The organism is Sinorhizobium sp. (genome assembly GCF_059070375.1).
The window spans coordinates 958,431-970,028 of record NZ_JCACWC010000002.1 but is presented as its reverse complement, the minus strand read 5'-3'; the positions used below and the strand labels follow the sequence as shown (position 1 = coordinate 970,028).

12 protein-coding genes are annotated in these 11,598 nt (G+C 62.8%); 7 read left to right on the top strand and 5 right to left on the bottom strand.

All coding sequences use genetic code 11. The features are described from left to right. Nucleotides 1-25 precede the first annotated feature (25 nt). The 3 genes from AC5J09_RS09085 (at nucleotide 26) to AC5J09_RS09075 (ending at nucleotide 1,549) form a co-directional block, all read left to right on the top strand. The gene (locus AC5J09_RS09085; RefSeq protein ID WP_275599296.1) at nucleotides 26-493 is read left to right on the top strand and encodes an EF-hand domain-containing protein; all 468 of its coding nucleotides are present in this window, start codon (nucleotides 26-28) and stop codon (nucleotides 491-493) included. 80 nt (nucleotides 494-573) lie between these two features. Beyond that, a complete protein-coding gene (locus tag AC5J09_RS09080) occupies nucleotides 574-939 on the top strand; it encodes a DUF488 domain-containing protein (protein ID WP_100671573.1) in 366 nt (121 codons plus the stop codon). 334 nt (nucleotides 940-1,273) lie between these two features. After that, the gene (locus AC5J09_RS09075) at nucleotides 1,274-1,549 is read left to right on the top strand and encodes a hypothetical protein (RefSeq protein ID WP_018098276.1); all 276 of its coding nucleotides are present in this window, start codon (nucleotides 1,274-1,276) and stop codon (nucleotides 1,547-1,549) included. Between the two features lie 332 nt (nucleotides 1,550-1,881). Here the strand turns inward: AC5J09_RS09075 and AC5J09_RS09070 are convergent, their stop codons facing one another. Then, nucleotides 1,882-2,682 (bottom strand): class I SAM-dependent methyltransferase, encoded by an 801-nt coding sequence (locus tag AC5J09_RS09070; RefSeq protein WP_018098277.1) that lies wholly within the window; start codon nucleotides 2,680-2,682, stop codon nucleotides 1,882-1,884. A gap of 336 nt (nucleotides 2,683-3,018) precedes the next feature. Here AC5J09_RS09070 and AC5J09_RS09065 point away from each other — a divergent pair, with 336 nt between their 5' ends. From AC5J09_RS09065 to AC5J09_RS09050, 4 genes are all read left to right on the top strand, one after another. Then, complete coding sequence (locus tag AC5J09_RS09065; protein ID WP_146032664.1) at nucleotides 3,019-3,675, top strand: hydrolase; 657 nt, start codon at nucleotides 3,019-3,021, stop codon at nucleotides 3,673-3,675. Nucleotides 3,676-3,813: 138 nt separating this feature from the next. Then, complete coding sequence (locus AC5J09_RS09060; RefSeq protein WP_324763538.1) at nucleotides 3,814-4,062, top strand: XapX domain-containing protein; 249 nt, start codon at nucleotides 3,814-3,816, stop codon at nucleotides 4,060-4,062. Then, nucleotides 4,059-5,996: an amidohydrolase gene (locus tag AC5J09_RS09055; RefSeq protein WP_494297489.1), complete on the top strand. Its 1,938-nt coding sequence runs from the start codon at nucleotides 4,059-4,061 to the stop codon at nucleotides 5,994-5,996. Before AC5J09_RS09060 ends, AC5J09_RS09055 begins: the two co-directional genes overlap by 4 nt. An 88-nt stretch (nucleotides 5,997-6,084) precedes the next feature. After that, nucleotides 6,085-7,674: an MFS transporter gene (locus AC5J09_RS09050; RefSeq protein WP_494297488.1), complete on the top strand. Its 1,590-nt coding sequence runs from the start codon at nucleotides 6,085-6,087 to the stop codon at nucleotides 7,672-7,674. Nucleotides 7,675-7,722: 48 nt separating this feature from the next. On the opposite strand, the gene AC5J09_RS09045 is transcribed toward AC5J09_RS09050, so the two are convergent. The 4 genes from AC5J09_RS09045 to AC5J09_RS09030 form a co-directional block, all read right to left on the bottom strand. Beyond that, nucleotides 7,723-8,652 (bottom strand): LysR family transcriptional regulator, encoded by a 930-nt coding sequence (locus AC5J09_RS09045; protein WP_275599290.1) that lies wholly within the window; start codon nucleotides 8,650-8,652, stop codon nucleotides 7,723-7,725. Between the two features lie 176 nt (nucleotides 8,653-8,828). Next, nucleotides 8,829-9,647: a non-homologous end joining protein Ku gene (gene ku / locus AC5J09_RS09040; protein WP_324763541.1), complete on the bottom strand. Its 819-nt coding sequence runs from the start codon at nucleotides 9,645-9,647 to the stop codon at nucleotides 8,829-8,831. 120 nt (nucleotides 9,648-9,767) lie between these two features. Further along, nucleotides 9,768-10,652: a non-homologous end joining protein Ku gene (gene ku / locus AC5J09_RS09035; RefSeq protein WP_494297487.1), complete on the bottom strand. Its 885-nt coding sequence runs from the start codon at nucleotides 10,650-10,652 to the stop codon at nucleotides 9,768-9,770. Between the two features lie 170 nt (nucleotides 10,653-10,822). Then, nucleotides 10,823-11,476, bottom strand: coding sequence for a hydrolase (locus tag AC5J09_RS09030; protein ID WP_494297486.1), 654 nt, complete (start codon nucleotides 11,474-11,476; stop codon nucleotides 10,823-10,825). Nucleotides 11,477-11,598: the final 122 nt, after the last annotated feature.

Below are 11,598 nucleotides of genomic sequence, written 5' to 3'. Positions count from 1 at the left end.
ACGTGCAACTCGAGGAGGAGCTCACATGTCACTGATGAAATTTCCGACCGTGACGGCCCTTGCCGCCATCATGGCCATCAGCGCCGCAACGGCCACTGCCGCCCAGGCACCCGCTCCAATTCCGCCCGCAGGAGAAATGCCGGCCCAGGACCAGGGCATTGAACCCGACATGCAACCCGGCGATCAGGGGGGCGGCGGAAGCGTCACCCAAGGCGATCAACCAGACATGATGCGCGAGGACATGATACGTGGCGACGGGAAGCGCGGCGACCGGATGCGGCACCGCGACCGGATGCGGGGCATGATGATGCACCGGCAGACGATGCACCGTCAGATGATGAAAATCATGTTCGCCATCACCGATGCGGACAATGACGGCGCCCTTTCCTTCGAGGAGATCAGCACCATCCACAAGCGGGTTTTCGACAAGGTCGATATCAACCGCGACGGCAAGGTCACGCCGGAAGAGATACAGGGCTTCTTCCACGATTAGCAAGGCTCCGCTACGCTGGATGAAGCAGTTTTCCTCCCCGGGACGGTTGCGGCCGCCCCGGCACGCATCGTGGGGACCCTATGGCATCACTCCAGTTGAAGCGTGTCTACCAGGCGCCGGGCGCGTCCGACGGTACGCGCATCCTCGTCGACCGGCTCTGGCCGCGCGGCGTCGCCAAGGAAAAGGCCGGCATCGACCTTTGGCTCAAGGACATCGCGCCGAGCGACGCGCTGCGCAAGCGGTTTCATGGGAAGCCGCAGGATTGGGATGCGTTCTGCGTCGCCTATGCGGAGGAGCTCGAGAGCGGGGCCGCGCAGGCGGCGGTAGCGGAGTTGCGCGAACGATGGAAAGAGGGGCCGCTGACGCTGCTTTATGCCGCGCGTGACGAGGCGCACAACAATGCGGTTGCGCTGAAGGCGTGGCTGGAGCGGGGAGGGGCCTCTTAGTCCCTATGATTGCAGGTCGGATCGGCCTAGAATCGTAGTCGATTCTGGTAAGCAGGGCGGCATAGGGGCGGAAAACCGCACATAGTTCGCCTCGTCCCGCTCCGAAGACGTGGACAATGACCGCCCTTGTTCACGCGACATTCCGTCCGCGGTTGCCGGTATCAACCCGGGCATGCGGTAGCCGCATAGTAGCCATTCCTTGCATTCGCCGTGCCTGATACCGATTTATGCAATGAAAGCTTCGACCCGTACTCCAACAATAAACGTGGCATACGTCCGCCCGGCCGACCGGCCGCGCCTGCGGAGGCCGCCTTAACGACCAAAGGAGCCAGCAATGCGGGATTCTGCCAAGACCCTGAATGAGATGACGCCTCGCGAGCGCGCAAACCTGATGACCCTTGTCGCGGACGCACTTGAAGCCACCGCGGACGAGGCACAGGAAATCGGCGATGATCGGTTTGCAGCAAACTCGATCAGTCTCGCCAGAATTATCAGCGGTTGCGCCGAAGATGTCGCGACAATGGATTTGCCGGCCGCGGAACTTCTTTTGCAGCACGGTATCTCGCTGATCGCCCTGTTCCGGCGTCAAGCGCCGCCAGTTCTGCATTAAGGCCTGTTGAGCAGCTCAAAGTGCTACAGCGACCTTTGCGCGTCTCACAAGACGCGCGGCGCTGTAGGAAACGTATCGGAGGACTGCAATCTCTCCTCGCCTCATTCCTGTGCTTGTCACAGGGATGAGAGCAGCGCCGCGTCTGCGGCGCGGGAAGCGTTCTTTCAGCCCAAGGACTTGGTCTGGCTGGATTCCTGTGACAAGCACAGGAATGAGGAACTCAAACAAGCCGCTGCGGGTGGCCCGAATCTCAACAGGCATTAGTTCATGTGCCTATGCTGGCCAGGCGGACCGGCTGAGAATGTCGGTGCAGGCGATCGCGAGCGGCTCGATCACGGAACGGTGCCCCGGCAGGCCCAGGCGACGTTCGCAAAGGAGCGCGGACCGTCGGGCCGTCCGGCTTCGTAGGCGTCGCGCACGGCGGCACTGGTGCGTGACCGCTCCTCCGCATCGAGCGTTGCCACATATTTTCCGAGCGGCCCTTCGCCCGCGCCGATCGGCGCCCAGTAATCGTCGAAGTTCCGGTAATCCATGCGGATCATCAGCTCGGTTTCCGCAACGTTTGCGAGACCCTGCTCGACAAATGTCCGCTTCATTTCTCCCGGCCGCATCATCGGCTGGGAGCAGTAGCGGGCGCGAAGTGCGCGCCCGCCTTCGCCGAGCGCCGCCACCGTGTCGACCATCATGCGCATGCCGGGCATTCCGCCGAAATGGTCCCACACCGCCGCCGCGACGACGCCGCCGGGACGCACCGCGCGGCGCATCTCGGCCACGGCCTTGCCTGCTTCGGGTACGAAGTGGAGCACGAGAAGGGCGAAGGCGCGGTCGAAGGTCCGGTCTTCGAACGGCAGGGCGCAGGCATCCGCTTCTCTTATCTTTATGCGCGGATCGGTGTTGCGCCGGATCGCCTCCTCCACGAAGACGGGCGAATAGTCGATCGCGGCGATCTCTTCGAGCCTGGCGGCGTCGGCGAGTGCGAAGGTGAGACTGCCGGTTCCGCAGCCGACATCCAGAACCTTCTCTCCATCGGCGACGCCGGCAAAATCTATGAATTTCGGCGCAAGCTTCCGGCTCCAGCGGCCCATGAGCTGCTCATAACCGGCTGCATCATGCACGTTGAAGCTTGATGTCATAAGGGCCTCCCTCGCCGCGGGGAGCTAATTTAAACCTGTGAGAAGGGGTTGCCAAGGCGGCACGCATCACGCGCGTCGGCAGACCTGCGCCGTGCAGCTGCTGGGGACGACGTGCTGATTTCTGAAGAAGCTCAAAGCCGCCGAGAGTCCGGCAACCGAACGAACTGAAGCCTATTTTTTCCTGCTGATGCTGCTTTTCAATTTTCTAGAACGAAAGCAGAGAAATTATACAACTACATGCACGCTCCGTCCCTTTGTAAATCATGGATCACGGTCTCGGCCCTGAAGAATTCGGGTCGGCCGAAACGAGTTAACAGCAGGAGATCTACGATGAGCATCACCGCCACCACGACGCCCGGCAAGACGTTGCTGTCCCCGACCGATCATGCGCTCGTCCTTATCGACTTCCAGTCGCAGATGGCGTTTGCGACCAAGTCCATCGCGCCGGAACTGCTTCGCAACAACGCGGCCCTCATTTCCCGCGCGGCAGCCGGCTTCGAGGTGCCCACCATCCTGACGACCGTCGCCGAAAAGAGCTTCTCGGGCCCGATGTTTGCGGAAGTCACGGACGCCTTTCCCGGCCAGCGGCTTCTTGACCGTACCTCGATGAACACCTGGGAGGATGCGGCCGTCATCGAGGAGGTGAACCGTATCGGCAAGGATCGGATCGTGTTCGCCGGCCTCTGGACGTCTGTTTGCATCGTCGGCCCGACGCTATCGGCGCTCGACCAAGGCTTTGAAGTCTATGTGATCACCGATGCCTGCGGCGATGTCTCGGCCGAGGCCCACGAGCGTGCGGTGGAGCGCATGGTCCAGGCCGGGGCCCGCCCGGTGACCTCGGTGCAATACCTTCTCGAATTGCAGCGCGACTGGGCCCGGGCCGACACCTACGAGCTCACGACCGGCATCGCTAAGAAGTGGGGCGGCGCCTATGGCATCGGGATCACCTATGCCAAGGCCATGTTCGGCGCCTCCGAGGGCGGTCACGGCTAGAGCGGAACGAGGAAAGGCGATCCTCGGCGCCGCAATCCGGCGGCAGGCCGACCGTGGTCCTCGGAAAGCGCGCGCAGCCTTCCGGGGGCGGGCGGAGCCATCCCGGAATCGATCTAAACGCAGGGAAGGAGAGACCGCATGAAGATCTACCTGCTCTCGCTCGGCGCCGGCCTGCTGGTGGGCGTAGTCTATAGTCTGCTCGGCGTCCGCTCGCCGGCGCCGCCCGTCGTCGCCCTCGTCGGCTTGTTCGGCATGCTGCTCGGCGAGCAGATGCTACCGATCGCCAAGCGTGCCTTCGCCGGTCAGGACGTGACTTCCTTCGTCAAGACCGGTTGCGCCGAGCACGTGCTCGGGCCGATGCCTCACAATCGGGAGAAAGACTCATGAGCTTCACCCGTCGCCAGACCATCGCCGGCGTCGCCGCGGCGGCGCTCTCCTCGCCATTCCGAGCCTATGCCAAGGAGACTCCCATGCCCAATAATGACCTGGTCCTCGTCAACGCCAAGGTGACCACGCTCGATCGTCAAAACCCGTCCGCCATGGCCATAGCGATCCGCAACGGGCGTTTCCTGGCGGTCGGTCCCGAAGCCGAGGCGCGGGCCGCAGCACCCGATGCAAGCATCATCGACGTGAAAGGGCGCCGCGTCATTCCGGGGTTGATCGACAGCCACACGCACGTCATCCGTGGTGGGTTGAACTACAATATGGAGCTGCGCTGGGATGGCGTGCCCAGCCTCGCTGAGGCGATGGCGATGCTCAAGGAGCAGGTCGACCGGACGCCTGCGCCGCAATGGGTGCGTGTCGTAGGAGGTTTTACCGAACACCAGTTCGCGGAGAAGCGTCTGCCGACCATCGGCGAACTGAACGCAGCCGCGCCGGATACGCCGGTTTTCATCCTCCACCTCTACGACCGGGCGCTGTTGAATGCGGCGGCGCTGCGCGTTGTCGGCTACACGAAGGATACGCCCAATCCGCCCGGCGGCGAGATCCTGCGCGATACGGCCGGCAATCCGACCGGCCTTCTGCTCGCTCAGCCGAACGCGACGATCCTCTATTCAACGCTCGCCAAGGGGCCGAAGCTGCCGCCCGAATACCAGCTCAACTCGACCCGCCACTTCATGCGCGAGATCAATGCGCTTGGCGTCACCAGCGTAATCGACGCCGGTGGGGGCTTCCAGAACTACCCCGATGACTATGAGATCGTTGAAAGGCTGCACCGCGACGGCCAGCTTACCGTCCGCATCAGCTACAATCTCTTCACGCAGAAGCCCAAGCAGGAACTCGCCGATTTCTCCTCCTGGGTGAAGCAGGTCTCACCGGGTAAGGGAGATGACAGTTACCGGCATAACGGTGCCGGCGAGATGCTGGTTTACTCAGCGGCCGACTTCGAGGATTTCCGCGTCGAGCGGCCGGAGATGCCGCCGAATATGGAGGCTGACCTCGAGCCGGTCATTCGCCTGCTGGCGGAGAACCGCTGGCCGTGGAGGCTCCATGCCACCTATGACGAGACGATCGGCCGCGCGCTCGATGTCTTCGAGAAGGTGAATCGGGACATCCCGTTCACCGGCATCAACTGGTTCTTCGATCATGCCGAGACGATCAGCGATCGCAATATCGACCGCATCGCCGCGCTTGGCGGTGGCATCGCCGTGCAGCATCGCATGGCCTATCAGGGCGAGTATTTCGTCGAGCGTTACGGCGCGAAGGCGGCCGAACGCACGCCGCCGATCCGGAGAATGATGCAGGCAGGGATTCCCGTGGGCGCCGGAACCGACGCGACGCGGGTGGCGAGCTACAATCCCTGGGTGTCGCTCTCCTGGCTGGTGACGTCAAAGACCGTCGGCGGTCTGCGTCTTTATCCGCAAGCCAATCGCCTCGACCGCGAGACCGCGCTTCGGCTCTGGACCGAGGCAAACACCTGGTTCTCCGGCGAGCAAGGCAAAAAAGGTCAGATAAAGGTGGGGCAACTTGCCGATCTGGCTGTGCTCTCCGACGACTATTTCGCTGTGCCGGATGACGACATCGTGCATCTGCGGTCAGTGCTCACTCTTCTCGGCGGTAAGGTTGTGCATGGGGACGGCGAATACACCCCGCTTGCGCCGGAGCTTCCTAAACCGATGCCCGACTGGTCGCCCGTCAGCACCTTCGGCGGCTACCATAAGACGCCGGAGGCGCGCGCCAAGTTGTCGCTGCGCTGCGGATGCGCGAACGGCTGTGCCGTGCATGGCCACGACCACGCCGCCGCGTTTGGCGCCAGTGTTCCCACGGCCGATTCCAGAACGTTCTGGGGTGCATTGGGCTGCGGCTGTTGGGCAGTGTGACGGTGACAGGTCAATACGCTCCTCGAGCATCTCGGTTGATCGGGGAACTCATATCGATTGCCATTTCCAGCCATCGGACGGAGCTGACATGACTGCACACCAATCTGCCGCGGCAAGTAAGGCCGGCCCGCTGAGCTTTCCGGTTTTCCGGGCGCTGTGGATCGCAACCATCGTTTCCAACATCGGCACCTGGATGCACGATGTCGGCGCCGGCTGGCTGATGACCTCGCTGTCGCCGAGTCCTCTGCTGGTTGCGCTCGTGCAGGCAGCGACCACCTTGCCGATGTTCCTGCTCGCGCTGCCCGCGGGCGCGCTGGCCGATACTGTCGACCGGCGTCGCATGCTGCTGGCGAGCCAGACGCTCGGTCTGGTTGCCGCGGCAGTCCTGGCCGGGCTGACCTGGCAGGGCCTGACGACGCCCTATGTGTTGCTGGCCGCCACATTGGTGCTAGGGATATCCGCCGCCCTTACCGCGCCTGTCTTCCAGGCGATTGTACCGGAAATGGTCGATCAGCCCACGCTGCCGGATGCCGTCGCACTCAACAGCCTTGGGATCAATATCGCCCGCGCGATCGGCCCGGCGCTCGGTGGTGTGATCGTTGCCGTGGCCGGAACCGCCGCTGTCTTTGCGCTCAATGCGCTATCGGTCATTGCGGTGCTCGTCGTGCTCGTCAGATGGAAGCGTCCGGCCGACTCGCACGCCCTGCCGCCGGAGCACTTCGTCGGCGCGCTGAAGGCCGGATATCGCTATGCCCGGCATGCGCCGGCACTTCGTCTGGTGCTCGTCCGCGCCGTCGGCTTCTTCGTCTTCAGCAGCGCGCTGTGGGCCATGCTGCCGCTGGTCGCGCGGCGCGGTCTGGGGCTCGACGCAGCCGGATATGGCGCCCTGCTCGGCTGCATGGGTGCCGGAGCGGTTGTCGGGGCGTTGCTGCTCAAGAAGCTGCGCCGGCATGTTCCTGCCAACACGCTCTCCATCGGCGCGACGCTGCTCTTCGCTCTCGCCACCCTGTTGCTGGCCATCACGTCGAACGCCTGGGCGGCGGGCGCCGTCATGGCGATTGCCGGCCTTGCATGGATCGCCATGCTGACATCTCTCAACGTCGCCGCGCAGATGGCCTCGCCCGGCTGGGTGAAAGCGCGCGCGCTTGCTGTCTATCTTCTCGTCTTCCAGGGAGCCATGACGGGCGGCAGTGTCCTGTGGGGCTCGGTCGCCGCACGAACCGATGTCACGACGGCGCTCACCATCGCGGCCATCGGCCAGGCGGCGGCACTCGTTCTCGCGGCGATCTGGCGTCTTCCCAGGGATGCGGGCGCCGACTTGGCGCCCTCGCACCACTGGGCTGAACCCGTGGTCTCGGTTCAGCCCGCCGGCGATCGCGGGCCAGTTCTGGTCGAGATCGAGTATCGGATTGCACCCGAGAGGACGGCCGAGTTCGTCGCGGCCCTGCGTCGCTTCCGATCGGTACGGCAACGCGACGGAGCGATCCGCTGGGATGTGTGGGAAGACGTTGCCGAGCCCGGGCGGGTTGTCGAGAGCTTCGTGGTCGAAAGCTGGCTGGAGCATCAGCGCCAGCACGCCCGCGTCACCCATGCCGATCAGATCGACCAGCAGACGCTCAACGCCTTTCATATCGGTGATCACCCGCCGATCGTGCGTCATCTGCTGAGACCGTTGTAATCTTCACCCGAGACCACACCGGACGGGAACACTTCTCCCGGAAGTGCTTTAAATGTCGGAAAGTCCGGCTTCCTCGATGTCAGCGGCTCCGAGTATCACGAACTGGTTCAGCAGCCACGCCGCGGCCGGTCCCGGCGGGGTATCCCGGCGCCAGATGCCGCCGAACCGGTAGATGCCACCCCTGTGATCCGGCATGGAAAGCCGGAGCAACGCGCCGCTTGCCAGATCGGGTCGTATGAGTGGAAGAGGCATGTTTCCCCAGCCGATTCCCTCGCGCAGCAGCGCATGCTTCACGCCAAGATCCGCAAGCCGCCAAGTACGCGGGCTGTGCACGAAAAAGTCCCGGCCTGCGGTAAAAGGGGAACGGTCCGTCAGCACAAGCTGGACATGATCGCGGGCATCGCCAGGCGCTATCCGCTCCATGCGCCCGAGCGGGTGATGGGGTGCCGCCACCGGGACCATTGATACGGAGCCTGCCGCGATGCACTCCACGCCTCGAACACCGGTCGCCAAGGGACCGGAGATGCCGATCATCGCCTTGTGGTCCAGTACTGCCGCAGTCACCCCTCCGAGCGCCTCGACATGCAGTCGCAGCGATACCGTCGGAAAGGCTTCGGCGAAGGCTCGCAGCACCTTTCCCAGCCGCTCCGTCGGCAGCATCACGTCGACGGCCATATCCACTTCTGCTTCCAGGCCGTCATGCAGCGCCTTGACCTTGGCGCGCAGGCCCTCGATGCCCTCGGCGAGGCCGCGCGCTTCGGCGAGCACTGCGCGCCCCGCGGCCGTGAGTTGCGGTTTGCGCGTGCCCTTGCGCTCGAACAGCTCAAGGCCAAGCTGCGCTTCGAGATTGGCCACCCCGTAGGTTATGACCGAGACTGCACGGTTGAGCTTGCGCGCGGCCCCGGCAAAGCTTCCGCTATCGACTACCGCCAGAAAGACGCGGAGCTGCTCGAAGGTCGGAGTTCCTGGATTCGACACTTTCCAACTTCCTGGAACAATACGAAGAAAACCATTCAATTATACCCACCATATCGGCAAGGCTACACTTGCGATAGCCGCCGCACGGATGCCGCGACCGACCCGGCGATATTGGATGAACCGATGTTGCCACCCTCGGGGTACCCGGATCGCTCCGGAAACGCATGCCGCTCGCCTCAAGACTTCTTGCCACCGGGTTTCTTTTTCTCGAGGCTTCCCTTGAGCGCCGCCATGAGGTCGATGACATTTCCGGCGTGGACCGGCTCTCCCTCCTTGCCTTTCGGCTTGGCTACCTTCTTCGCATGCTTCCGCTTGCTTTCTATGATTTCGAGCAGCTTTTCCTGAACGGGATCGCTGACCATATCCGGGTTCCATGGCTTGCTGCGTTCTTCGATCAGCGAGGTGACGAGGCTCATCAGCTTCGGATCGTCATCCCCATCGCCAATATCGGCGAAATAAGTCTCCGGCTTGCGCACCTCGTCGCCATAGCGAAGGGTCCATACAATGATGCCTTTGCCGCACGGTTCCAGCATCACGGCGCGTTCGCGCCGGCCGATCACGAGCCGGGAAATGCCGGCGACCTTCTCGGCTACCATGGCGTCGCGGATCACGCTGAAAGCTTCGTGGCCGACCTCGTCCGAGGGCGTAAGGTAGTGAGGCTTCTCCAGCCAGATCCATTCTATCGCCTCGCGCGGAACGAACTTCTCGATGTCGATCGTCCTGGCGCTTTCGAGCGCCACGCTCTCAAGTTCTTCGTCCTCGATTACGAGGAAGTCGTTTTCGCCGCGCTCGTAACCTTTCACCTCGTCGTCTTCGTCGACCTCTTTGCCGGTCACCGCATCGACGTACCGGGAGACGACACGGTTGTTGGACTTGCGGTTGAGCGTGTGGAAGCGGACCTTTTCGGACTCGCTGGTCGCCGGCATCATCGAAACGGGGCAGGTGACGAGCGAGAGTTTCAGGTAGCCTTTCCAATATGGACGCGGGGGCGCCATCGTTCACCTCCCTGGATCATGATGTTTTTAGGTCGGTTCGACCTGAAAACATGTACGTGACCGGTTCCAACAGTAGAGCGGGATGCGGGCAAAAAATCGCAATACTTTCCTCATCCCGCTCTAGCTTGCGCGGCGGCGCTGGGCGGGCGCGCTCTTTGCAGCCGTTTTCGCCTTGGTCTTTGCCGCGCTTTCCTTGCTCGCGCGCTTCTTCGATGCCGCCGGCGGCTTTTTCGTCCCGGCGCTCTGGCGGAGCGCCTCAAGCAGATCATTGGCTTTCGAGACCTTCGGCGGCGCGCGTTTCGGCAGCGACTTGCCTTCGAGCTTGGCCTTGATCAGTTCGGCGAGCGCAGCCTCGTAGCGATCGTCAAATTCTTCGGTCGAAAAGGTGCCCTTCTTCATGCCGATGATGTGCTTTGCAAGGTCGAGCATCTCGCCCTCGATCTTGATGTCCGGAATCTCCTTGAAGGCCTCCTTGGCGCTCCGAACCTCGTAGTCGAAGTTCAGGGTCGTCGCGATCAGTCCCTTGTCATGCGGTCGAAGCAGAACGGTGCGCATGCGGCGGAAAAGGACCGTTTGGGCGATCGCGGCGACCTTCTTCTTGCGCATGCCTTCCCGAAGCAAGGCAAATGCGTCGGTGCCCATCTTGTCGGGTGTCAGATAATAGGGCTTGTCGAAATAGACCTTGTCGACGTCGTCGCAGGTAATGAATGCCTGGACCCGCAACGTCTTGTCGCTCTCCGGAACGGCGGAGGCGACTTCCTCCGGCTCGAGCACCACATATCGCTCGTCGCCGATCTCGTAGCCCTTGACCTGATCTTCCTTTTCCACCGGCTTGCCGGAGACACTGTCGACGAACTCGCGCCGTACCCGGTTTCCGGTTTCGCGGTTGACCGTGTGGAAGGCGATCCGGTCGGAGGTCGACGTGGCGGTGTACAGCGCCACCGGCGCAGTGACTTCACCAAATCGGAGATAGCCCTTCCATTGGGCTCGTGCCGAGACTGCCATGGCTAACTCCCTGTATATCCGGGGAGTCAACCGAATCGCATTCCGCTTTGTTCCGGTACGGGGCAAATCTCTCTGAAGATTTACGCAGCCCAGCAGAATGGGGATGACGAGGCTCGACAAACGATCGGCTCACAAAGCGCCGGTCAAGATTCTCGTCATCCCCGCTCGGATCAGCCCGCGTGCCGTGGCACCGGCGTGTTGAGCAGTTGCTGCTCCCACAGGAAGGCGATGCCGCTGCCGGCGGCATGCTGCACGAGCACCTCCGAAAGCTCGGCGGCATGCTCCGTGCGGGCCCAGTCGCGCTGCCATTCCGCAGCCACCGACAGCCACGTCATCATGTTCGCGCCAGCCATGATCATGCGCTGGATGGCGACCTCATGGGCCTCGACCGAAGTGCCGCCGGACGCATCGGTGACGACCGTCACGTCCCAACCTTCGCCGAGCGCCTGGATCGTCGGCATCGCAACGCATATTTCGGTCCACAGGCCCGCGATGATGAGCTGCTTGCGTCCGGTGGCCTTGACCGCGTCCACGACCTTCTCATCCTCCCAGGTGTTGATGAACGTCCGATCGATCACTTCCTGGCCGGGAAACACGTCAGTGATCTGGGGGAAGATGCGGCCGCCCCGATCAGCGATCACGCTCGTCAGAATCGTGGGCACGGCAAAGGCCTTGGCGGCCTTCGCCAGAGCCGCCGCATTGTTGACCACCATCTGCGGCTCGTGGCTGTTCACGTTTGTGAGCTGATAGGGCTGGTGGTCGATCAGAACGAGGACCGAGTCTTCGGGACGAAGAAGCGAATCAAGTCCGTTACGAGGGGTCATCAAGACTTCCTTTCTCTGCCGCTATGGACGGCAACGGGTTTCACGGGAGACATGCGCCGGCGGGCGACGTTGCCTGGACTCAATTTGCTGTTCCTTTTGGTGGTGCGATAGTGCCATAGTCA

What these genes read in the sequence shown, in the direction of transcription:
- AC5J09_RS09085 (WP_275599296.1), top strand. Translation starts at nt 26, where the DNA reads ATGTCACTGATGAAATTTCCGACCGTGACGGCCCTTGCCGCCATCATG.
- AC5J09_RS09080 (WP_100671573.1), top strand. Translation starts at nt 574, where the DNA reads ATGGCATCACTCCAGTTGAAGCGTGTCTACCAGGCGCCGGGCGCGTCC.
- AC5J09_RS09075 (WP_018098276.1), top strand. Translation starts at nt 1,274, where the DNA reads ATGCGGGATTCTGCCAAGACCCTGAATGAGATGACGCCTCGCGAGCGC.
- AC5J09_RS09070 (WP_018098277.1), bottom strand. Translation starts at nt 2,682, where the DNA reads ATGACATCAAGCTTCAACGTGCATGATGCAGCCGGTTATGAGCAGCTC.
- AC5J09_RS09060 (WP_324763538.1), top strand. Translation starts at nt 3,814, where the DNA reads ATGAAGATCTACCTGCTCTCGCTCGGCGCCGGCCTGCTGGTGGGCGTA.
- AC5J09_RS09055 (WP_494297489.1), top strand. Translation starts at nt 4,059, where the DNA reads ATGAGCTTCACCCGTCGCCAGACCATCGCCGGCGTCGCCGCGGCGGCG.
- AC5J09_RS09050 (WP_494297488.1), top strand. Translation starts at nt 6,085, where the DNA reads ATGACTGCACACCAATCTGCCGCGGCAAGTAAGGCCGGCCCGCTGAGC.
- ku (WP_324763541.1), bottom strand. Translation starts at nt 9,647, where the DNA reads ATGGCGCCCCCGCGTCCATATTGGAAAGGCTACCTGAAACTCTCGCTC.
- ku (WP_494297487.1), bottom strand. Translation starts at nt 10,652, where the DNA reads ATGGCAGTCTCGGCACGAGCCCAATGGAAGGGCTATCTCCGATTTGGT.
- AC5J09_RS09030 (WP_494297486.1), bottom strand. Translation starts at nt 11,476, where the DNA reads ATGACCCCTCGTAACGGACTTGATTCGCTTCTTCGTCCCGAAGACTCG.